Here is a 21,455-nt window from a genome sequence, read left to right as displayed (position 1 = left end):
AGTGAAACGCAAGAATGACCGTGGCTTTCCCGACCGGAATGCCATCGTCGCCTTCATCAAGGCAAATCAGGGAAAGGTCGGGACCCGCCAGATAGCGCGCGAGTTCGGCCTGAAGAACGCCGATCGCGTCGAGCTCAAGCGCATGCTGCGCGAGCTCGCCGACGAGGGTGTCATCAAGAAGAAGCGTCACAAGATTTCAGAGCCGGAGAGCCTGCCGCCGACGCTGCTCGCCGACATCACCGGCCGCGACCCCGACGGCGAGTTGATCGCCTCCCCCGCCGAATGGGACGAGGTCGAAAGCGGCGAACCGCCAAAGATCCTCATCGAGATGCCGCGCCGGCCCAAGCCAGGCACGACGGCCGGCGTCGGCGACCGCGCGCTGCTGCGCGTCGAGCGTTCGGACGAGGAGGAAGGCCCCGCCTATCGCGGCCGCATCATCAAGGTCATCGACAAGGCCAAGAGCCGCATCCTCGGCGTGTTCTGCAGCCTTCCCGAAGGCGGCGGACGGCTGATCCCGGTCGACAAGAAGTTCGCCGACCGCGAGCTGAATATTGCGAAGACCGAGACGCAAGGAGCACAGGACGGCGATCTCGTCAGCGTCGATATCGTCCGCTCGCGCGGCTTCGGCCTCGCCTCGGGCCGGATCAAGGAGAAGCTCGGCTCGGTCAAGTCGGAGAAGGCGATCAGCCTGATCGCGATCTACGCCCATGACATCCCGCTGCAATTCTCGCCCGCCGCCGAGCGCGAGGCGGAGGCAGCGGAGCCCGCCAACCTGAAGGGACGCGAGGATTGGCGCGACGTCCCGCTCGTCACCATCGATCCGCCCGACGCCAAGGATCATGACGATGCGGTGCATGCGCAAGCGGATGACGATCCCAACAACAAGGGCGGCTTCATCGTCAACGTCGCGATCGCCGATGTCAGCTTCTACGTCCGGCCGGGCACTGCGCTCGACCGCGATGCGCTCGACCGCGGTAATTCCGTCTATTTCCCGGACCGCGTCGTGCCGATGCTGCCCGAGCGCATCTCCAACAATCTCTGCTCGCTGGTGCCGGGCGAGCCGCGCGGCGCGCTCGCGGTGCGGATGGTGATCGGCCCGGATGGCCGCAAGCGTTCGCACACATTCCACCGCATCCTGATGCGCTCGGCGGCGAAGCTGCACTATGCGCAGGCGCAGGCCGCGATCGACGGCCGGCCGGACGACGTCACCGGCCCCCTGCTCGATCCGATCCTCAAGCCGCTCTATGCCGCCTACGCCTGCGTCAAGCGCGCGCGAGACGAGCGCGACCCGCTCAACCTAGACCTGCCCGAGCGCAAGATCCTGCTCAAGAGCGACGGCACGGTCGATCGCGTCATCGTGCCGGATCGGCTGGATGCACATAAGCTGATCGAGGAATTCATGATCCTCGCCAACGTCGCGGCAGCAGAGACGTTGGAGAAGAAGTCCCTGCCGCTGATCTACCGCGTGCATGACGAGCCAACACTGGAAAAGGTCCACGCGCTCCAGGAATTCCTGCAAACGCTGGACGTACCATTTGCAAAGGCCGGTGCGTTGCGCCCGACGATGTTCAACCGCGTGCTGGCTCAGCTCGAGGGCCACGACTACTTCCCGCTGGTGAGCGAAGTTGTGCTGCGCGCCCAGGCACAGGCCGAATATTCAGCGGAGAATTACGGCCACTTCGGCCTGAACCTGCGCCGCTACGCGCATTTCACCTCGCCGATCCGTCGCTACGCCGATCTCATCGTACACCGTGCGCTGGTTCGCGCCTTGGGCCTTGGCGAAGGTGCGCTGCCCGAGAGCGAGACGCCGGAAACGCTTGGCGAGGTTGCCGCACATATTTCGCTGACCGAGCGGCGCGCGATGAAGGCGGAGCGCGAGACCGTCGACCGGCTGATCGCACATCATCTCGCCGACCGCATCGGCGCGACCTTCCAGGGCCGCGTCTCCGGCGTCACGCGCGCCGGCCTGTTCGTCAAGCTGGATGAGACCGGCGCCGACGGACTGATCCCGATCCGATCCCTCGGCACGGAATATTTCAACTATGACGAGAGCCGCCACGCTCTCGTTGGCACGCGCAGCGGTGCCATGCACCAGTTGGGTGACGTGGTCGACGTCCGTCTGATAGAAGCGGCTCCGGTTGCCGGTGCGCTGCGCTTCGAGCTGTTGTCGGCGGGCGAGAGCGCGCCGCGAAGCCGCGGGGATTTCCGTCCCCAGCGTAAATCGCTCAAGGCGCATCCCGGACGTAGTCCGAAGGACAAGAAGCGCAGGCCGGAGAAGCAGAAGAAATCCGGCAAGGGCAGGAAGGGCAAAGGCGCAAAGGGCAAGGCATGGACGCGATGAGCACGGCCCCGAAAGTCTGGACGCGCGAGACCGGCCTCGTCGAGAAGCGCGACGTCTGGAGCGCGATGAAGCGCGGCTTTCGCGGGCGCTGCCCGCGCTGCGGCGAAGGCAAGCTGTTCCGCGCATTTCTCAAGACATCAGACAATTGCGCGACGTGCGGCCTCGACTTCACACCGCATCGTGCCGACGATCTGCCCGCCTATCTCGTGATCGTCATCGTTGGCCACATCGTGGTGCCGACCATTCTCTGGATCGAGACCAATTACACGACGCCGGTCTGGCTCAGCTTCGCGGCTTACCTGCCCTTCACGTTCTTCGCCTCGCTCGCGCTGTTGCAGCCGGTGAAGGGCGCCGTGGTCGGATTGCAATGGGCTCTGCGCATGCACGGCTTTGACGACAGCCCTCCGGATGGTATTCCGCCGGTGTAATCAAGAAGACGCAAAGCAGTTGGGTGAGGAAATGACGGATACGGCGCAGGCGGAGAAAGCGAAGGTTCACGACGAGAAGGAGCCTGATCATCATCCTTATTTCCGTCCCAAGGATGCCGCGACGCTGATCCTGGTCGATCGCAGCGGCACCATCCCAAAGGTCCTGGTCGGCAAGCGCCACGACAACGTCGTGTTCATGCCCGGCAAGTTCGTCTTCCCCGGCGGGCGCGTCGACAAGGCCGATTATCGCGTGCCATGTGCGGCACCAGTCACCGCCGAGCTGGAAGCCAATCTCGCCAAAGGCAGCCCGAAGACGCCCGCCTCGCGCGCAAAATCGCTCGCAATTGCCGCGATCCGCGAGGCGTGCGAGGAGACCGGCCTCTGTCTCGGGCGCAGGGCCGAGGGCAAGGCGCCGAAGCTCGAGGGGCCGTGGAAGCCGTTCGCGGACGCAGGGCTCTTGCCTGACCCGTCCGGACTGTTCCTGATCGCGCGCGCCATCACCCCGCCCGGCCGCGTCAAGCGCTTCGATACCCGCTTCTTCACCGCGGATGCCTCGGCGATCGCCCACCGCGTCGAGGGCGTGGTGCATGCGGATGCGGAGCTCGTCGAGCTGGTATGGGTCGAGCTCGGCTCACAGCCGCTCGCCGACCTGCATCCGATGACGCGCAACGTACTCAACGAGCTCGACACCCGCCTCGCCACCGGCCCGCTTCGCCACGACGCGCCGGTGCCGTTCTTCCATTTCTATGGCGGCAAGATGCACAAGGACATCTTGGGCTGATCAGCTCTCACTGGAGAGCTTCCTACTCCCGTCATTCCGGGGCGCGCCCCTTGGCGCGAGCCCGGAATCCATGCCTCGACAACCCGCTGCACGATGGATTCCGGGCTCGCCGCGAACGCGCCCCGGAATGACGTGCTGAGAGTGCATCGAAAAACAAAATAATCTTCCCGGCTCCGACGATGGCGGAGTTCCCGAGCGCACCTATGTCATATCGACCGACACCCAGAACGGACACGGCGCGATGGCACAACGGCAACTCAAGCTTGGCGCGTTCATGCGCCCGATCAGCATCCACACCGGCGCCTGGCGTTATCCAGGGGCGTGGCCGGACGCCAATTTCAATTTCGGCCACATCAAGACGCTGATCAGGAAGCTCGAGGCCGGCAAGTTCGACGCCTTCTTCATGGCCGATCACCTCGCCGTGCTGAACATGCCGATCAATGCGCTGAAGCGCAGCCACACCGTGACGTCGTTCGAGCCGTTCACGCTGCTGTCGGCGCTGTCGGCCGTGACCGAGCGGATCGGCCTGATCGCGACGGGCTCGACGACGTTCGACGAGCCCTATCACGTTGCGCGCCGCTTCGCCTCGCTCGACCACATCAGCGGCGGCCGTGCGGGGTGGAACATCGTCACCACGTCGAACCCCGACGCGGCACTGAATTTCGGCCTCGATGATCACATGGAGCACGCCGAGCGCTACAAGCGCGCCCGCGAGTTCTACGATGTCGTCACCGGCCTGTGGGACTCCTTCGCCGACGATGCCTTCGTGCGCGATGTCGAAGAGGGCCTGTTCTTCGAGCCCTCGAAGATGCATGTGCTCGACCACAACGGCAAGTATCTGAAGGTGCGCGGCCCGCTCAACATCGCCCGCCCCGTGCAGGGCTGGCCGGTGATCGTACAGGCCGGCGCCTCGGAGGATGGCAAGCAGCTCGCAGCCGAAACGGCGGAAGCGGTGTTCACCGGCGGCGGCAGCCTCGCCGACGGGCAAAAGCTCTATGCCGACATCAAGGGCCGCATGGAGAAGATCGGCCGCGATCCCGAGCACCTGAAGATCCTGCCCGGCGCCTTCGTCGTGGTCGGCGACAGCGTCGACGAGGCCAAGGAGAAGCGTGCCCTCCTCGACAGCCGCGTGCACTACGACAGCGCCATCGCATCGCTCTCCGTCATCCTCGGCACCGACGCATCCGGCTTCGATCCCGACGGGCCGCTGCCGGAAATCCCAGAGACCAACGCCAGCAAGAGCGGCCGGCAGCGGCTGGTCGATCTCGCCGCCCGCGACAAGCTGACCGTGCGCCAGCTCGCCCAGCGCGTCGGCGGCTATGGCGGGCTCTCCTTCGTCGGCACCGCCAAAACCATCGCCGATCAGATGGAGGAATGGCTGGTGGGACGTGGCTCGGACGGATTCAACATCATGTTCCCATTCCTGCCTGCAGGCCTCGACGATTTCGTCGACAAGGTCGTCCCGGAGCTGCAACGGCGCGGGATTTTCCGGAAAGAGTACGAAGGGGCCACTTTGAGGGAGAATCTGGGCCTGCCGCGGCCGAAAAGCCGCTTCTTCGAGGCCTGATCCGGCCGAATTGAGCGGTTTTCCGCCCCTAAACCTTGACATCAGACGGTTTCTGGCTAGGTTGCCGACCAACGCGGGCCGTTTGGCCGGCTCCAGATTCCCATATTTTCAGAGGTCCTGAACATGGCCAAAGCGGTCACCATCAAGGTCAAGCTCGTGTCCTCGGCTGACACCGGCTTCTATTACGTCGCCAAGAAGAATTCGCGCACCATGACCGACAAGCTGGTCAAGAAGAAGTACGATCCGGTGGCGCGCAAGCACGTCGAATTCAAGGAAGCCAAGATCAAGTAAGATCGCGGTACGCTGAAGACTTTTGCGGGGCCCTCTCGGGCCCCGTTTTTATTTTACCTCTCTCGTGTCCCGGACGCGGCGCAGCGTGTAACGCTGCACCGCTGAGCCGGGACCCAGAAAGCAACACAGCGCGATGCGGAGATATGGGCCCCGACCGTGTCTTCTCCGACTGCAATGGTGGGGTCGTGCGGCCGTGCACGGGTTGGAGGCGATGCACCTCCCGATTGAGACCAGTACAGCTAAACTAGTCAGTCGATTGGCACGAGTCGTGTGTCCCACTGCGCCGCAAGCTTCTTGATCTGCTCGAAATTGAGGATCGCTGGTTCACCCTCGCGGACGATTGTCGTCCGCTTGCGTTCCTTGGGAAGCAACGTCATCGCGCGCAATACTGCCGCGCGCAGTTTCATCGAGCCGTGATCTGTCAGGGTGACGAGCTCTTCTGGGTCAAGGGCCATGGGTCCACGCCTACACTACCGGCTGGCACCAAGCCAGCACACGCGCCCCGAATGCCCAGTTCTCCAGATAGCCCAACATGGTTAACAATTAGTTATCGTGTGGCTCCGTCGCGTGAATTGGTGCGCGGGTCAAGCGCGTTTGGTCCCGCAAGCAAAATGAGCCTCAGGCCGCACTGGACCCTATTGGAGTCGCTCCCCATCCCACCCGATTTCAAATGCTAAAGGAGGCGGCTACCGCCAGGCTCACAGCAGGGGTGAGTTCGCCCGTGCGGCGCCTGCGCGCGCGGTAGAACACAGTGAGCCATTGCAGTCCGCAATCGATCAGGCTACCGCTGCCAACCTGCCGTCGGCATGCGGGTTTGCGCAAAGCAGACGCTTGCGAATGGCCTCTTCAACGAGCGCGAGTGCTTCCTTGGCTTGTCGCGCTTCGGCTTCCGCAACCTCGGCGCGAAGCTCTACGGCCGTCAACTTATCCTTCTGAGCTTCAATGCAGCACTGGGCTTGCTCCAGCGCTCGGCAAGCATCTTGCAGCTTGCGTTCGGCGGTAACGGTGAGTTCACGCTGTGCCCGCTCGGCGGCCTCCGCGCGCGCTTCGGCCAGCCGCAATCGTTCTAAGGCGTTCGTGCAAAGCGATTGCGCACGGGCTTCGGTCTCGCGGGCGCGCTTCTCCATATCGCGGAACACATCGGCCGCTTGATATACCAGACCGAGGGCTGTTGCTCCCTTGTCTGGCGCCAGCGCTGAGGGAAAGCTCAGGACGTCCTCATCCCCTCCAACTAGCGCTCTGGAACCACGCTGCGTCATGCAGTTTAAGCTCGTCGCGAACACATACCCGAGCACTATCATGAATAGTTATGGTTAACGGATGGTTAAATAGTTGCATGACGGGAGATATCGCGACGACGCGCGGCAGGCAGTGGCGCGGACAAGCAGCGCTGCGTCCGCTGTAAACTCTAAGCGGACGCTCATGAGAGCACGCCAGCCTACGCCACCTTCAACACCGGCGGCTGCGACGGCCGGGTCAGTGCGAACGCGACCTGCACGATACCGCCGGCCAGGCCCAGCGCCACGCCGATGCGCCAGGCCATGGTGTAGGAGCCGAGTGCGTCGTACAGCACCCCGCCCCCGTAGGCACCGAGGAAGCTGCCGATCTGGTGGCTCATGAAGGCAAGGCCCTGGATCATCGCCTGCCAGCGCAGGCCGAACATCTCGGCGACAGCGCCTGCGACCAGCGGGCCGACGCCCATCCACAGGAAGCCCATGATCGCACCGAACAGCAGCGTCGAGGCTGACGTCGCGGGCAGCATGAAATACGAGGCGAGCGCGAGCGAGCGCAGGATGTAGATCGCCCCCAGCAGCGCCAACTTGTTCCAGCGCTGGCCGGCCCAACCGAAGAACAGCGACCCCAGCACGTTGAAGCCACCGATCATGCCGAGCGTCTGCGCGCTCAGCATCGGATCGAGACCGCAGATCGCGAGGTAGGACGGCAAGTGCGTGGTGAGAAACACGAGTTGCATGCCGCAGACGAGATAGGCGCAAGTCATCACCACGAACGAGGCATTGCCGAACGCTGCCCTCGCTGCCGTCGCGGCGGAAGCATCGCCGATGTCGTCGGCGGCGGGCTTCGGCAGCGGAATCCTGTCGATGCGGCCGGCATACCAGGCGGCGGGAATCATCAGCACCGACATGACGACGAATCCGGCGAGCCCGATGCGCCAGCCAAAGCCCTCGTTGAGCACCTGCCCGATCGGCGCCGACAACAGCGCACCGAGCGAGCCCGCGCCGGAGACGATGCCGAGCACGGTCGAACGTACCGTTTCGGGCACCGCACGCGCCGCGACCGACATCGCGATTGCGGCCGCGGTGCAGGCCAGCGACGTTCCAATCAGCACGCCGCCGCCGATCATCACGCTGACGAGGCCGCCCGCGCCCGCCATCAAGGCGAGGCCCGCAATGTACATCAGCGCGCCCGCGATCATGATCGGACGGAAGCCGTAGCGCACTGTGAGCGCGCCGGCGAGCGGCTGGAGAAAGCCCCAGGCGAGATTTTGCACGGCCAGCGCAAGCGTGAAATCCGACACCGAGATCTGGATGTCATGCGTCAGCGGTTGCAGGAAGATGCCGAGGCTCTGCCGCAGCCCCATGCTCAGCGTGAGCATGATCGAGGCGCCGATCAGGATGGGCAACGTCGGACGCAGGACCTGCAACAGGGGCATTTTTGTTCTCCCTCATGGGCGCGGCGCGAGTGCCGTCGTCTGAGATTCCCGTTGATTTTGGTTACACAGATCTGTGTACTTAGGCTATAAGAAGGCAGGTGCTGTCAAGCGAAGAGGACGTTCACCGCCGCATGGCTCCCCCGCCCAAGCAACAGACGATGAAGGAGCGGATTCTCGAGACCGCCGACAAGCTGTTCTATCTGCAAGGCATTCGCGCCATCGGCGTCGACACCATCGCGGCCGAGGTCGGCATCTCCAAGCGCACGCTCTACAACCACTTCCCGTCCAAGGACGCGCTGATCGCGGCCTATCTGGAGCGCCGCTTCGTGCAGCCGCGTCCGTCCGACAAGCCACCGGCCGAGCAGATCCTCGCCACCTTCGATGCGCTGGAGCGGCGCTTTGCGGCCAAGGATTTTCGCGGCTGTCCGTTCGTGAATGCGGTGGCAGAACTCGGCGCCCAAGACCGCGCGGTGAAGAAGATCGCAGTCGCCTTCAAGGAAAGCCGCCGCGTCTGGTTTCGCAACCGGCTGAACGAGCTCGGCGTCGCGGATGCGGAGGCACTGGCGACCCAGCTCGTACTGCTGGTCGACGGCTCGATCGCGCAGGATCTCGTGCGCGATGATCCTGCGATGGCGCGCGCCGCGAAGGAGGCTGCGAAGGTGCTGCTGCGCAATGCAGGGGTGGATGTGGGGGATGATGCAGCGAAGCGTGCCGTGCAGGGACGCAAGCCGGCGCGATCGTAGCGGCTGTTACCGAATCGTGCGGTGTCATCACCCGCGAAAGCGGGTGATCCAGTATTCCAGAGACCGTCGTGGGATACGGAGAAGCCGCGGCGTACTGGATTCCCCGCCTACGCGGGGAATGACAGCGGAGCTTGTGGAAAGAGCTTCGCACCACACCCCTCCCCGGAGCTACGGCGTCGGAACCAATGCGCGATGATAGCAAAATGCCGGTGTTTTGCCCGACGTGTCAAACGGCTGGCTGCCCGCATAAGCCATTGATCCGACTAGCGTCGGCTACTGTGCATGGGGTTGTTTTCGCACTTTTTTGTGCCGCCCCGCCTCACGCCGCCTGCGACACCACGCGGTTGCGGCCGTCGTGCTTGGCGCGGTAGAGCGCGGTGTCGGCGCGCTTGAGGACATCGGCGACCACCTCGCCTTTCTTCTCCAGCGTGGTCAGCCCGATCGAGATCGTGACCTCGATGCGCTTGGTGCCCTTGTGGATCGCGAACGGCTCGCCCGCGATCGAGCGGCGCAGGCGCTCGGCGACCATGCCGGCGACGTGGAGATCGGTCTCGGGCATAACGATGACGAACTCCTCGCCACCGTAGCGGCAGGCGAGATCGATGCCGCGGATCGATTTGCGCACGCGCACGGCGAACTCGCGCAGCACGTCGTCGCCGGCATCGTGGCCGTAATTGTCGTTGATCGACTTGAAATAGTCGATGTCCAGGATCATCAGCGCGAGCGGCTTGCCGCGGGTCGAGGCCTGCTCGGCGAGCGTCGCCAGATGGCTCTCCATGTAGCGGCGATTATGCAGGCCCGTGAGCGCATCGGTGATCGCCATCTCGATCGAGTTCTGCACGTTGTCGCGCAAGTGATCGGTGTAGCGGCGGCGGCGGATCTGGGTGCGCACCCGTGCCAAGAGCTCGTTCTTGTCTACGGGGCGCAACAAATAGTCGTTGACGCCGATCTCGAGGCCACGGAGCAGCCGCGTCGAGTTATCGGCATCCGCAATCGCGAGGATCGGCACGTGCCGCGTGCGCTCCAGCGAGCGCGCCTGGCTGCATAGCCGCAGGCCATCGAAATTATTGAGATCGAGCGAGACGATCAGCAAGTCGTAATTGCCTTCGGCCGCATGGAACAGCGCTTCCGTCGGGCTGGGTTCGACATCGACGGTGTGCTCGGCGGCGAGCAGCGTCGCCAGCCGCTCATAGGAGGACTGCCGGTCGTCGACCAGCAGGATGCGGCCGCCCTTGCCGGTGTCGGCCACCGCGCTACGCTCAGGCGCCTGCACGCCGATCTCGAGCGAGGTGATGGCACGCATGCGCAGCTCGTCCGTCATCATCTTCAGCCGCGTCAGCGAGCGCACGCGCGCGATCAGCACGACGTCGGAGACGGGTTTTGTGAGGAAATCGTCGGCGCCGGCTTCCAGCCCGCGGATGCGGTCGGCGGGGCTGTCGAGCGCCGTCACCATGACGACCGGGATGTGATGGGTGGCCGGATCGGTCTTGATCCGGCGGCAGACCTCGAAACCGTCCATGTCGGGCATCATCACGTCGAGCAGGATGATGTCGCACTCGGCGCGGCGACAGATCGCCAGCGCCTCGGCGCCGTTCGCGGCGGTCATCACGTCGAAATATTCGGCAGAGAGGCGGGCCTCCAACAATTTGACGTTGGCAGGGACGTCATCGACGACCAGGATACGCGCGGACACAATTCACTCCCTACCCGATGAAACGCCGGACCGTCTCGATGAATTTGCCGACAGCGATCGGCTTGGACAAATAGGCTTCGCAGCCGCCCTCGCGGATGCGTTCTTCATCGCCCTTCATCGCGAAGGCCGTGACCGCGACGACGGGAATGGTGCGCAGCTCCGGATCGTCCTTGATCCAGCGCGTCACCTCCAGGCCCGACACCTGCGGCAACTGGATGTCCATGAGCACGAGGTCGGGCCGCATCTTGCGAACGAGATCGAGCGCCTCGTACCCGTTGCTGGTGCCCGACGTCTGGTAGCCGTGCGCCTCCAACAGGTCGCGGAAGAGCTTCATGTTGAGCTCGTTGTCTTCCACGATCAGGACGGTCTTAGCCATCCCGTCCTCCCGATTGGCAAGGAGACCGATACATATGACGCCTCAGGCGCCTCTCATCGGCGCTTCAAAAACTGGAATCAAACTAGCCCCAGATTCGCTCTAGTTTCGTTAAACCCGAGGGCCGACTTTCTGCGATGTGGTTTCCAGTTGCTTGTCTGGGGTCGCAAGACTCAGGCACGAGACTCGGGCATGATGATTCCAAATTAGAGACCGAAAGTTAACGGAAAGGCAAATCGGGCCATTGAAAAAGCCAGTTCAAAACCCACGCGAAGTGGCTGAAATCGTTGCAATTCAAGCGCTCTCTTTCGTGGCGGGCGAGCCTGAGCGGCTGGGCCTGTTCCTGGCCGAGACAGGCGTCGGCCCGGAGACGCTCCGCAGCGCCGCCTCGGACCCGAATTTCCTCCTCAGCGTGCTCGATTTCGTGCTGCGCGATGATGCGACTGTGAAGGCCTTCGCGGCCGCCTCGGAACTGCATCCGACCAATATTGCCGCAGCGCGGCAGGTGCTGGGCGATGCGCTCGGCGACCGGTCCTGGGAGCGCGACGTGCCGTGAGCAGCCTAGAGGCGGCCGGGCCCCGCTGCTTCTGCCGGGATTGTCTGGCCGATCTGGACATGGGCGCGCGGCGCTGTGGGACTTGCGGTTCCCCTCGCCTGGTCCGCCACCGCGCGCTTTCGACGCTGACGATCGCCCATATCGACTGCGACGCCTTCTACGCGACGGTGGAGAAGCGCGACAATCCTGAGATCGCCGACAAGCCCGTCATCATTGGCGGGGGAAAGCGCGGCGTGGTGTCAGCCGCCTGCTACATCGCGCGCACCTTTGGCGTCCGCTCGGCCATGCCGATGTTCAAGGCGCTGGAGGCCTGCCCGCATGCGACCGTGATCCGCCCCGACATGGCCAAATATGTCCGCGTCGGCCGCGAGGTACGCCAGGCCATGCAGGCGCTGACGCCGCTGGTCGAGCCGCTCTCGATCGACGAAGCCTTCCTCGACCTCTCCGGCACCGAGCGGGTTCACGGCATGGTTCCGGCCAAGGTTCTGGCGCGCTTCGCCCGGGACGTCGAGCGCGATATCGGCATCACGGTTTCGGTCGGCCTGTCCTGCAACAAGTTCCTGGCGAAGATCGCCTCCGACCTCGACAAGCCGCGCGGCTTTGCCGCGCTCGACCGGGACGAAGCGCGGATCATGCTGGCGGAGAAGCCGGTGGGCTTCATCTTCGGCGTTGGACCGGCCACCCAGGAGCGGCTGACGCAGCGCGGCTTCCGCAACATCGCCGATCTGCAGAAGGCGGACGAGATCGAGCTGATGCGGCAGTTTCCGAGCGAGGGCCGCAGGCTGTGGCGGCTTGCGCGCGGCATCGACGACCGCCGCGTCGAGCCGGACCGCGGCGCCAAGACGATCTCCAGCGAGACCACGTTCGAGACCGACATCCGCGATTTCGCCACGCTTGAGCGGATCCTGTGGCGGCTCTGCGAGAAGACGTCGTCGCGCCTGAAGGGCAGCGAGCTTGCCGGCACCACCGTCACGCTGAAGCTGAAGACCGCCGATTTCCGCCAGCGCACGCGCTCGCAGTCGATCGCGGGGCCGACGCAGCTCGCCGCAAAGATCTTCGCAATCTGCCGCGAGATGCTGGCCAAGGAGATCGACGGCACCGCGTTCCGCCTGATGGGGGCCGGCGTCAGCGCACTGCGCACCGGCTCGGCCGCCGACGATACCGATATGCTCGACCGCCGCGCCGCGCACGCCGAGCGCGCGATCGACGGCTTGCGCAAGAAATTCGGCAACGCCGCGGTGATCCGCGGCATCGCGTATGACGGGCCCGAGAAGGCGCAGGAGTGACTTTAGCCCGGCTGAAGTCAGTCGTGTTCGAAGATCCTGGCGCCCGGATAGACGCGGCGGGCATACTGAACGACCAGATGCCGGTCCTGGGTCGCCAGGAACGGAGTTCGGATCTGGCAAGACCCGACGATGAGGTGCCACAAGCCGTTGAGCTGTCGAATGATCACGTTCATTGAGCCTCCTCGCACTGACCCGAGTGGGCTCAGAATGAAAGAATCGCCCGCCGTCGCTCAATTGTACAAGCGTAAGAGCATCGTATGAGAAGGAATAGAAGAGATATACAAAGGTATGTTGGCGAGGACTCTGTCAGTTGCGGCGCTGATGGGTTTCGCAAGGTGCACCCTCGTCCTACGCGCTTGTTGTGCACGAGGCCATCGACCACACCCTCGGTGTTGTCCTGGCTTTCGCCAGGACGAAATTGGGAAACATGGTGCGCTCGAACGGCCTGCCGCCGGAATTTCGTGAAAGGCTGACAACCATGACAGGCGAACGCGATCTCAACGCGCTGCTGAGGGACATGAAGCCGGAGATGCAGCCGGGCACGTTCGTGTTTTGCACGATTCCGCCAAACGAGAGCATTCCGGCGGCGCTCAATCCACTGCTGACGTTCCGCGAGCGCGAAGGAACCACGCTCGTGATCCGGCGTGAAGAGGCCGAAGCCGCAGGACTACGCTACGCGTTCGCCTCGCGCCTGATCACCTTGACTGCTCATTCCGCACTGGACGCGGTGGGGTTCCTGGCGGCGATGACTGCTTGTCTGGCCGAAGCCGGCATCAGCGTGAATGCGGTTTCGGCCTTCTATCACGACCATCTGTTCGTGCCTACCGACAGGGCCGATGAAGCTTTGGCAGTCCTGCAAGCGATGTCGAAGCACGTGTAGTCTGAGATTCAATCCGCAACCGCCACCGCCTCGATCTCGATCATCCATTCCGGCGCGGCGAGTGCGGAGACGCCGACGAGAGTGCTGGCGGGCGGCTCCATGCCTTCGAAGAACACCGAGCGGGCCTTGCCGATGATGGGACGCAGCTCCGGCTTGTAGTTCACGACGAAGGTCGTGATCTTGACGATGTTGGCGTAGCTCGCGCCGGCCGCCTTCAGCGCCAGGCCGAGATTCTGCATCACCTGCGTGGTCTGCGCGGCGAGATCGCCCTCACCGACCACGCGCCCCTCCTCGTCAACCGAGACCTGTCCGGAAATGTAGATGGTGCGCGCGCCGGAGGCCGTGACGACGTGGGAATAAGCCGGATTGTGATGCAGGCCGCTGGGACGGAGATGGTCGAGCTTGGGCATGGTGCTGCCTCCCGGAGGTTTGTGGTTGGGAGGGAGCGTAGCGGGTGATGGTGCGGAGGGCTAGCCCATCGGATTCGTCATTGCGAGCGCAGCGAAGCAATCCAGGAATCTGTCCGGGGTGGCATTCTGGATTGCTTCGCTGCGCTCGCAATGACGGTGGAAGAGCGGACGCTGAAGCCGTCAATTACACGGCTTGCTGTCCTTCACATCGAACTTGCCGAGCGCGCCGGAAATCACAAAATCGTTGTAGTCGAGCACGAGCTGGCGGGAGACGCCGTTCTCGTAGAGTTCGAACGACATCGCATAGACCGGCGTCTGCTCGCCTTCCTTCTGCTGAACGTCGCGGTCGAAATAGCTCACGGTGACCGGCCAGCGCTTGAGCGATTTCATGTGCTCGTCCGTGGTCGACGGGTCGGACGATGTGACGCGGTCGGCGGGGATCGGCTGACCGATGACGGTCAGCGTGTTGTAGACCTTCTGGCCGTCGTCGGAGCCGTCATAGACGGACAGCTCGAGCAGCGACTTGCCGTCCTTGGCAGCGGCGATGATGCGCTGGATCTGCTCGGTCGGGAACACGATCTTGCCGTCGAGGGTAAAACTCTTCGGCGCCGGCAGCTTCAGCTTGACGTTGATATGGTCGCCATCGCGCTCCGCAGAACCGTCGACCCTGCTGGCCTCGGTCTCGTTCATCCGCGTCTCGATCTTGAAGTGGTAGCTCTTGCCGGCCGAATCCTCCCAGGAATTGGAGCGGAGATCGCTGAGGGTTACCTTGCCCTCGCCGCTATCGAGCTCGGAGACCTGACGGAACTCGGAGGTGTAGCCCTCGCAGGAATTGCCGGTGAAATTGTAGAGGATGCGGCCGCGCGCGCTGTTGACCGAGTTCGAGCGCGATTTGACGAGGCTCAGATCATAGAGCGCCTGGTGCGCGAGGAATGAACCGCCGGCGGCGTGTGCCCCGCTGCTCTGACCGAAAGCGGCCGCCACGAGCGCCATCACACCGAGCGAAGTCCGGAAAAGGTGCACCATGTCTATTCCCTGGGGAAATACAGATTCGACAGCTTAATGACCGTCCCATTGCGTCGCAACTGCGGCCGTTTCACGTAAAGTTGCGCCCTCGCCTTGAACCTCCTGGTCTGCCTCAACAAAATGCATCGCCCACCCGCCCCGTCGGCTTGCTTGCATGTGGCTGCGCAATGGGCGAAACAGGCCCGGCCCGGCCGCAAGCCAAGAGCGTCGGGGCGGATGAATTCTCGGACTTGGACATTGAGGTCGAACATGGCTGGCACGGTCGAACAGAAACTGGCGGAACAGGGCATCAAGCTGCATGAGGCCCCCACCCCCGTGGCCAACTACGTGCCGTTTGTGCGCAGCGGCAACCTGCTGTTCGTCTCCGGCCAGGTCTGCTTCGACCCCGCCGGCAAGCTGATCGCCAAGGGCAAGCTCGGCGCCGGCGTGACGATCGAACAGGGCGCGGCGGCCGCGCGCGGCTGCGCCATCAACCTGCTTGCCCAGGTCAAGGCTGCCCTCGGCGACCTCGACAAGGTTGTGCGCGTGGTGCGCATCGGCGGCTTCATCAACTCGGCGCCGGATTTCGTCGACGGACCGAAGGTTTTGAACGGCGCCTCCGATCTGATGGTCGCGGCGTTCGGTGACAAGGGCCGCCACGCCCGCACCACCGTCGGCGTCGCCTCCCTGCCTGCCGATGCGGCGGTCGAGGTCGAAGGCCTGTTCGAGGTCGCCTGACGTAAGGGAGCAAGCAGCGTGCGAGCCCCGGATTGGCTGACAGCGCGGCCGGTCGCGCATCGCGGCCTGCATGACATCTCGCGCGGCGTCGTCGAGAACATGCCGGGCGCGGTGCAGGCGGCGATCGCGGGCAATTTCGCCATCGAGGTCGATATCCAGCTCAGCGCCGACGGCGAAGCCATGGTGCATCACGACCATGCGCTCGGCCGTCTCACCGAGGCCACCGGCGAGCTGATCAAGAAGACCGCGGCGGAACTGAAGGCCGTCGCATTCAAGGACACGTCCGAGCGGATGATGTCGCTGGCCGATCTCTGCGCCCTCGTCGCCGGCCGCGCGCCGCTGGTGATCGAGGTGAAGAGCCATTTTGCCGGTGACCGCAAGCTGGTGAAGCGGATGGCAGAGGTGCTGTCGTCCTATGACGGTCCGGCCGTCGGCATGTCCTTCGATCCCGACCAGGTACTGGCGCTGCGCGAGCTGTTGCCCTCGCGCCCGCGCGGCATCGTCGCGCAGCGGACCTATGAGGACGAGTATTGGGCTTACCTGACGCAAGGGCAGCGCGACAGCATGCTGTATCTGCGCCACGGCATTCAGACCCAGCCGCATTTCGTCGCCTTCAAGGTCGACCACCTCCCCGCGCCCGCGCCCTGGATCGCGCGAAATGTGTTCGGCTGCGCCCTGCTCGGCTGGACCGTGCGCACGCCCGAACAGCGCGCGCGCGCCGGGCAATATGCGGATCAGATGATCTTTGAGGGGTTCGTGCCGTAAGGGCCCGTTGCCATTGCGAGCGCCTCCCCAAAGTCGGTCCTGGCTTTCAGCCAGGACGACGCTTGGTTGGGGCTGCGCGAATAGCGAGACATTGCATTCGCAGCCCTCGAGTTCCCGCCCCCTTGAAGTCGCTGCTGCGATGCACGATCTTGGGCTTGGGATTTTCAAGACACGCGATGGCATCATCCGAAATCACGCTTGAGGCCGTACCATCCATTGGCGAAATCTCGCCGGAGGACTGGGACGCATGCGCCAACCCGGGCGGGAGATGCAATGGGTCTGGCCCGGGAACCTCATCCGGGCTCTCAGGCGATTCCGCTGCTCTCTCAAAACCCACCTATAACCCGTTCGTCTCACACGCGTTTTTCTCCGCCGTTGAGAATTCGGGTTCGGCGACCCCGCGCACCGGCTGGGGACCGCGGCATCTCGTGGCCAAGATCGACGGTCGCGTCGCCGGCGTCGTGCCCTGCTATCTGAAATCGCATTCGCAGGGCGAGTATGTCTTCGACCGCGGCTGGGCGGATGCCTATGAGCGCGCCGGCGGGCGCTATTATCCGAAGCTGCAGGTTTCGGTTCCCTTCACGCCGGCGACCGGACCGCGGCTCCTGATCCGGGACGGCGTCGATCGCGGCCGCATTGCGGAGGCGCTGGCGAGCGGGCTGGTGGCGCTGTGCGGCGTCAGCAAAGCCTCCTCGGTGCACGTCACCTTCGCGCGCGAGGCCGAGTGGAAGCTGCTCGCAAGCCACGGCTTCCTACAGCGGACCGACCAGCAGTTCCATTGGCACAACCAGGGGTTCGCGACGTTCGATGATTTCCTCAGCACGCTGAACTCCCGCCACCGCAAATCGATCAAGCGCGAGCGGCGCGATGCGCTCGCCGCCGGCGTCAGCATCCACTGGCTTAGGGGCAATGAGATCACCGAGGATGCCTGGGACGCGTTCTTCGCGTTCTACATGGAGACCGGTTCGCGCAAATGGGGCCGGCCGTACCTGACGCGTGAATTCTTCTCGCTGATCGGCGAGACTATGAGCGACGACGTGCTGCTGGTGATGGCCCGGCGCAATCACCGCTGGATCGCGGGCGCGATCAACTTCATCGGCGCGGACACGCTGTTCGGCCGCAACTGGGGAGCAGTCGAGCATCATCCGTTCCTGCATTTCGAGGTCTGCTACTATCAGGCCATCGATTTCGCGATCAAACACGGCCTCACGCATGTCGAGGCCGGCGCGCAGGGCGAGCACAAGATCGCGCGCGGCTACCTGCCGCGGACGACCCATTCCGCCCACTTCATCGCCGATCCCGGCCTCCGCCGCGCCATCGACGACTATCTCAAGCGCGAGCGCGCCTATGTCGCTGAAGCCGGCCGCGAGCTCGCCGAGCTCGGGCCGTTCCGGAAGGACGCGGACGAGGCGCCTTGACGGCTTCTCCGAGGTGATGACAGTAAGGCCGCAACTTCAGGAGCAGCCGTATGACCGCTTACGATCCCAATAATATCTTCGCGAAAATCCTGCGCGGCGAATTCCCGTGTTACAAGGTCTATGAGAACGAGCACGTGCTCGCTTTCCTCGACATCATGCCGCGCTCGCCCGGCCATACGCTCGTCATCCCAAAAGCCCCTGCCCGCAACATTCTCGACATCAACCCGGACGACTACGCCCATGTTGCCCGCGCCACGCACAAGATCGCGGCCGCCGCGATGAAGGCGTTCGAGGCCGACGGCATCACGGTGCAACAGTTCAACGAGCCCGCCGGCGGTCAGGTAGTGTTTCACCTGCACATGCACGTGATGCCGCGTCACGACGGTGTAGCGCTGCTTCCGCCCGCGAGCCGCAAGGAAGACGGCAAGGTGCTGGAAGAGCACGCGGCCAAGCTAATCGCGGAGCTGAAAGCGGGTTAGGTTTTTCCACTCGTCATTGCGAGCGAAGCGAGGCAATCCAGAATCTTCCGTGGGAGACACTGTGGATTGCTTCGTCGCAAGGGCTCCTCGCAATGACGAGGTTGGGCCGGCGTACCCTCACTCCGTCTCAAAATCCCCCGGCTGCGGCGCGGCAAGCGGCGTGAACTCGCAGCGATCAGGCTTGATGTCGATCAACGGCGTGTTGTCGATGCAGTCGAGCCCGCGCACCAGGATCGTGTTGCCCTCGACGCCGACCAGCTTCACGATCGAGGTGCCGATCGGATTGGGCCTGACCGGCGAGCGCAGCGAAAAGGTGCCGCGGGTGTTCTGGTTGTTCTTGGGGCTTTGCAGAATGATGTCGCGCCGGGAGCGGTCGAGCCAGTACAGCACTTCGAGATTGCTGTAGAAGTCGACGCCCTTGATCGCCGGCACGAACGGCTCGAAGATCTCCAGCCGGCACACCGGGCCGTCGAGACGGCCCTGCCGCGGCGTCTCCAGCCGTGAGCTCCATGGCGTGCGGATTCGGCCAATGAAGACGAGGCCGGCATCCTCCGTCGGCGGCAGCTCAATGGCGACTTCGCCCTCGCGGAGTTCGTTTTCGCGAACCATTGTGTCGTTCCTTGCTGTTCGCGAGGGTTTTAGCCCAGCCACCACTGTCCGGCCAGCATGAAGACTTCGCCGGTGACGACGCCGGCGAAAATCGAGCGGCGGGTCAACAGGAACACGACGAGGCCGGCGGCTACTGCGCCGTAGCGTAAGCCGTCCGGCACGCTCGTCAGCGCGCCCGGCGGCTCGACAACTATCTGGCCGATGACGCCGGCGAGAATCGCGGTCGCGACCGCCCTCACCCAGACCAGGAGCTCGGAGCCCTCGTCGATACCGCCGCCGAACCACAGGCCAAGCATGCGCCATATCTGGTTGGGAATAACGCCGGCGACGAACAGCACAGCGAGCGCGTGCCAATCGCCGATGAGCTGGGAGAGGCTCATGCGCGCACCTCGCGCCACCAATGCACGCCATAGGCAATCGTGCCGGCCGCAACACCGCTGACGAGGATATCGAGGCCGCTGTTCATCTTCGCGGCCAACGGATAGAGCACGATGCCCAGCGCGAGCGCGACGACGTCGGCGATTTCGCGGCTGTTGCGCGCGGTCGAGAACAGGAAGGACAGCGGCGTGAGCAGGAGGATCGCCGCGCCCAGTGTTTGCGTCAGGTTGGCGGCGAGGAAATAGCCCACCGTATTGGCGGTGAGGCACACCGAGACCAAGCCGAAGCCGAGCCCGTGGACGAAGGCGATTCGCCGCTCTCGCGGCACCTGCGGGAGGAAGCGGTGGCACTCGACCCAGAGCGTCACGGCGGTGAGATGCGCGGCGAAAATCAGCTCGCGCCGTTTCGTCGTTGGCGTGCGCATCAGCGGCAGCACCGAGACCACCATCGGAAACAGGCGGATCGCGCTGACGGTGACCGCAATCGCCGACTGGATGATGGTCGCGCCCGAACCGAGCGTTGTGATCAGAATGATCTGCGCCGGCCCCGCCCAGACGAACAGCGTCGAAGCCAGCGCCCAGAGCAGGCTGAAATGGGTGTCATGGGCGAGCGCGCCGATGCCGAGATAGGTCACGAACAGGACGATGGTGAGGATCGTCTGCGTGATCGAGCGCAGCCCCCACGCAAAGGCGCGCCAGGGGCTGTGCCATTGAGGAGAATCGAGCGGAGGAAGCGCCACGGGAGTTTGGCCGGGGTGAGGAATCGTGCCCGCATAACGGGCAATGCGCAGGCTGGCGTCAAGGAAGCGGGCGGCGGGGCTGGCATGCACGCGGGCCACAATCACCACCGCCGTCATTCCGGGGCGCGCCCCTTGGCGCGAGCCCGGAATCCATTAGGCCTCTGGGATCGGTGCACAATGGATTCCGGGCTCGCGACTTCGTCGCGCCCGGGAATGACTGCGGAGAGAGACTCCCCTACCCGCTCACGCCCCGGTTCTTGAGCACGAAGCAGGCGCCGCCTGCCTTCCGGATGCGGTTGCAGAGGTCGTCCGCCTCACTGCGCGTATCGGCGCCGATGCGCACCTGGTAGAAAGCGTGCGTGCCGCGACTGCGCATCACCGAGCTCAGAATGCTTGGATCGCGGTCACCGATCACGGCGCTGAGGCGCGTCACCGCACGGGAATACATCGCCAGCGCCCTGTTGCGATCAAACCCGGCGGCAAGCTGCACGCCCCAGACTTTTGCGGCGGCAAGCTGCACATGCTGCTCGAGCTCGGCGACGAAGGGATTTGGCGCGCGCTTCAAGAGCGCCATCAGGTCGCGGCAGCTTGTCGGCGGCGCGCTCGGCGGTCCCTTTCCGGCGCTGCCCGCTTTCGCCCAGTCCTCGACGGTCGCGCCGGTGATGGCGACGACGTAGTGGCGCGTCTGCTCCGGCATGCCGCCGGTGCCCGCAAGCCACTCCTGCACCCGCCGCGGACCTGCGTTGTAGGCGGCGGCAGCGAGGCCAAGATTGCCGAACTGGTTGCGCAGGTCGTTGAGAAACTCGGCCGACTTCGGCAGCGCCTGGACCGGGTTGAAGGGATCGAGCAGGCCGCGCTCGCTCGCCGTGCCTGGCATGAACTGCGCGATCCCCTGCGCGCGCTCGCCGCTGCGCGTCACGGGCCCGACCGCGTCGGTCTGGAAGCGGCTCTCCTGCCAGATCACGCGGGCGAAGAATTCCAGCGGCAGGTTAGCGTCGCGCGCCGCGGCCTCGATGATCAGACAGATCGACTCCCGCGTATCGCTCTCTCGCGCGCTAGCCGGCTTTTCCGGCGGCCGCGCCAGCTCCTCGACGCTTGGGACAGCGACATCGGTCTTTGCGGGCGACGCATCCTCTGCCAGCGCCTGCGTCGCCGACAGGAGCAGTGCGGCAAACATGCGCAGCGGCCTGCGCGCGGCGGAGAGAGGTGGCATGCGCGCGGTCCCGAGAGCTGCCAGCCGGAGTGAGCGGCCCGAGAAGAATGCAATCCGCCTCGACAGAGCGCAAGCATATCTGTGGCATGCG

General features: G+C 64.4%; 25 protein-coding genes. 13 read left to right on the top strand and 12 right to left on the bottom strand.

Features of this window, described 5'->3' with window-relative positions; translation table 11 throughout:
* The first annotated feature begins 1 nt into the window (after position 1).
* The 5 genes from rnr (at position 2) to rpmG (ending at position 5,408) form a co-directional block, all read left to right on the top strand.
* On the top strand, positions 2 to 2,341 hold the full coding sequence (gene rnr, locus MTX21_RS03210; RefSeq protein ID WP_280970485.1) for a ribonuclease R: 2,340 nt from the start codon (positions 2 to 4) through the stop codon (positions 2,339 to 2,341).
* Positions 2,329 to 2,769: a DUF983 domain-containing protein gene (locus MTX21_RS03205; protein ID WP_280970484.1), complete on the top strand. Its 441-nt coding sequence runs from the start codon at positions 2,329 to 2,331 to the stop codon at positions 2,767 to 2,769. Before rnr ends, MTX21_RS03205 begins: the two co-directional genes overlap by 13 nt.
* A gap of 31 nt (positions 2,770 to 2,800) precedes the next feature.
* Positions 2,801 to 3,550, top strand: a complete 750-nt coding sequence (locus MTX21_RS03200) for an NUDIX hydrolase (RefSeq protein WP_280970483.1) — start codon at positions 2,801 to 2,803, stop codon at positions 3,548 to 3,550.
* A gap of 241 nt (positions 3,551 to 3,791) precedes the next feature.
* A complete protein-coding gene (locus MTX21_RS03195) occupies positions 3,792 to 5,117 on the top strand; it encodes an LLM class flavin-dependent oxidoreductase (RefSeq protein ID WP_280970482.1) in 1,326 nt (441 codons plus the stop codon).
* A gap of 123 nt (positions 5,118 to 5,240) precedes the next feature.
* On the top strand, positions 5,241 to 5,408 hold the full coding sequence (gene rpmG, locus MTX21_RS03190) for a 50S ribosomal protein L33 (RefSeq protein WP_057756569.1): 168 nt from the start codon (positions 5,241 to 5,243) through the stop codon (positions 5,406 to 5,408).
* 248 nt (positions 5,409 to 5,656) lie between these two features.
* Here the strand turns inward: rpmG and MTX21_RS03185 are convergent, their stop codons facing one another.
* The 3 genes from MTX21_RS03185 to MTX21_RS03175 form a co-directional block, all read right to left on the bottom strand.
* Positions 5,657 to 5,863: a hypothetical protein gene (locus MTX21_RS03185; protein WP_280970481.1), complete on the bottom strand. Its 207-nt coding sequence runs from the start codon at positions 5,861 to 5,863 to the stop codon at positions 5,657 to 5,659.
* 321 nt (positions 5,864 to 6,184) lie between these two features.
* On the bottom strand, positions 6,185 to 6,667 hold the full coding sequence (locus MTX21_RS03180) for a hypothetical protein (protein ID WP_280970480.1): 483 nt from the start codon (positions 6,665 to 6,667) through the stop codon (positions 6,185 to 6,187).
* Between the two features lie 179 nt (positions 6,668 to 6,846).
* Positions 6,847 to 8,079 (bottom strand): MFS transporter, encoded by a 1,233-nt coding sequence (locus tag MTX21_RS03175; RefSeq protein WP_280970479.1) that lies wholly within the window; start codon positions 8,077 to 8,079, stop codon positions 6,847 to 6,849.
* Positions 8,080 to 8,210: 131 nt separating this feature from the next.
* On the opposite strand from MTX21_RS03175, the gene MTX21_RS03170 reads away from it, so the two are divergent.
* Positions 8,211 to 8,822, top strand: coding sequence for a TetR/AcrR family transcriptional regulator (locus MTX21_RS03170; protein ID WP_280971358.1), 612 nt, complete (start codon positions 8,211 to 8,213; stop codon positions 8,820 to 8,822).
* 319 nt (positions 8,823 to 9,141) lie between these two features.
* Here MTX21_RS03170 and MTX21_RS03165 read toward each other — a convergent pair whose 3' ends face one another.
* Entirely contained in the window at positions 9,142 to 10,515 is a 1,374-nt protein-coding gene (locus tag MTX21_RS03165) for a PleD family two-component system response regulator (RefSeq protein WP_280970477.1), read from the bottom strand.
* A 10-nt stretch (positions 10,516 to 10,525) separates the two neighbouring features.
* Positions 10,526 to 10,891 (bottom strand): response regulator, encoded by a 366-nt coding sequence (locus tag MTX21_RS03160; RefSeq protein WP_280970476.1) that lies wholly within the window; start codon positions 10,889 to 10,891, stop codon positions 10,526 to 10,528.
* A 241-nt stretch (positions 10,892 to 11,132) separates the two neighbouring features.
* Between MTX21_RS03160 and MTX21_RS03155 the strand changes: the two genes are divergently transcribed.
* Entirely contained in the window at positions 11,133 to 11,444 is a 312-nt protein-coding gene (locus MTX21_RS03155) for a DUF3572 domain-containing protein (protein ID WP_280970475.1), read from the top strand.
* Positions 11,441 to 12,730 (top strand): DNA polymerase IV, encoded by a 1,290-nt coding sequence (locus MTX21_RS03150; protein WP_280970474.1) that lies wholly within the window; start codon positions 11,441 to 11,443, stop codon positions 12,728 to 12,730. Before MTX21_RS03155 ends, MTX21_RS03150 begins: the two co-directional genes overlap by 4 nt.
* Positions 12,731 to 12,747: 17 nt before the next feature.
* Here the strand turns inward: MTX21_RS03150 and MTX21_RS03145 are convergent, their stop codons facing one another.
* The gene (locus MTX21_RS03145; RefSeq protein ID WP_198024740.1) at positions 12,748 to 12,903 is read right to left on the bottom strand and encodes a hypothetical protein; all 156 of its coding nucleotides are present in this window, start codon (positions 12,901 to 12,903) and stop codon (positions 12,748 to 12,750) included.
* Positions 12,904 to 13,208: 305 nt separating this feature from the next.
* Here MTX21_RS03145 and MTX21_RS03140 point away from each other — a divergent pair, with 305 nt between their 5' ends.
* Complete coding sequence (locus MTX21_RS03140) at positions 13,209 to 13,610, top strand: ACT domain-containing protein (RefSeq protein WP_280970957.1); 402 nt, start codon at positions 13,209 to 13,211, stop codon at positions 13,608 to 13,610.
* 8 nt (positions 13,611 to 13,618) lie between these two features.
* Here MTX21_RS03140 and MTX21_RS03135 read toward each other — a convergent pair whose 3' ends face one another.
* Positions 13,619 to 14,020 (bottom strand): RidA family protein, encoded by a 402-nt coding sequence (locus MTX21_RS03135; RefSeq protein WP_280970473.1) that lies wholly within the window; start codon positions 14,018 to 14,020, stop codon positions 13,619 to 13,621.
* Positions 14,021 to 14,200: 180 nt separating this feature from the next.
* On the bottom strand, positions 14,201 to 15,046 hold the full coding sequence (locus MTX21_RS03130; RefSeq protein WP_280970472.1) for a cell envelope integrity EipB family protein: 846 nt from the start codon (positions 15,044 to 15,046) through the stop codon (positions 14,201 to 14,203).
* A gap of 249 nt (positions 15,047 to 15,295) precedes the next feature.
* Here MTX21_RS03130 and MTX21_RS03125 point away from each other — a divergent pair, with 249 nt between their 5' ends.
* The 4 genes from MTX21_RS03125 (at position 15,296) to MTX21_RS03110 (ending at position 18,425) form a co-directional block, all read left to right on the top strand.
* Positions 15,296 to 15,763 carry a RidA family protein gene (locus tag MTX21_RS03125; protein WP_280970471.1) on the top strand — a complete coding sequence of 156 codons (468 nt, stop codon included), beginning with the start codon at positions 15,296 to 15,298 and terminating at the stop codon, positions 15,761 to 15,763.
* Positions 15,764 to 15,781: 18 nt separating this feature from the next.
* The gene (locus tag MTX21_RS03120; RefSeq protein WP_280970470.1) at positions 15,782 to 16,528 is read left to right on the top strand and encodes a glycerophosphodiester phosphodiesterase; all 747 of its coding nucleotides are present in this window, start codon (positions 15,782 to 15,784) and stop codon (positions 16,526 to 16,528) included.
* Between the two features lie 176 nt (positions 16,529 to 16,704).
* Positions 16,705 to 17,946: a GNAT family N-acetyltransferase gene (locus MTX21_RS03115; RefSeq protein WP_280970469.1), complete on the top strand. Its 1,242-nt coding sequence runs from the start codon at positions 16,705 to 16,707 to the stop codon at positions 17,944 to 17,946.
* A 50-nt stretch (positions 17,947 to 17,996) separates the two neighbouring features.
* On the top strand, positions 17,997 to 18,425 hold the full coding sequence (locus tag MTX21_RS03110; RefSeq protein ID WP_280970468.1) for an HIT family protein: 429 nt from the start codon (positions 17,997 to 17,999) through the stop codon (positions 18,423 to 18,425).
* 117 nt (positions 18,426 to 18,542) lie between these two features.
* Here MTX21_RS03110 and tsaA read toward each other — a convergent pair whose 3' ends face one another.
* From tsaA to MTX21_RS03090, 4 genes are all read right to left on the bottom strand, one after another.
* Positions 18,543 to 19,034, bottom strand: a complete 492-nt coding sequence (gene tsaA / locus MTX21_RS03105; protein WP_280970467.1) for a tRNA (N6-threonylcarbamoyladenosine(37)-N6)-methyltransferase TrmO — start codon at positions 19,032 to 19,034, stop codon at positions 18,543 to 18,545.
* 29 nt (positions 19,035 to 19,063) lie between these two features.
* A complete protein-coding gene (locus MTX21_RS03100; RefSeq protein ID WP_280970466.1) occupies positions 19,064 to 19,414 on the bottom strand; it encodes an AzlD domain-containing protein in 351 nt (116 codons plus the stop codon).
* Positions 19,411 to 20,151 (bottom strand): AzlC family ABC transporter permease, encoded by a 741-nt coding sequence (locus MTX21_RS03095; RefSeq protein ID WP_280970956.1) that lies wholly within the window; start codon positions 20,149 to 20,151, stop codon positions 19,411 to 19,413. Before MTX21_RS03095 ends, MTX21_RS03100 begins: the two co-directional genes overlap by 4 nt.
* A gap of 235 nt (positions 20,152 to 20,386) precedes the next feature.
* A complete protein-coding gene (locus tag MTX21_RS03090; protein WP_280970465.1) occupies positions 20,387 to 21,364 on the bottom strand; it encodes a lytic transglycosylase domain-containing protein in 978 nt (325 codons plus the stop codon).
* Between the last annotated feature and the right edge of the window lie 91 nt (positions 21,365 to 21,455).

The organism is Bradyrhizobium sp. ISRA430 (genome assembly GCF_029909975.1).
Lineage (GTDB): Bacteria > Pseudomonadota > Alphaproteobacteria > Rhizobiales > Xanthobacteraceae > Bradyrhizobium.
This window is presented reverse-complemented; position numbering and strand designations above follow the sequence as displayed.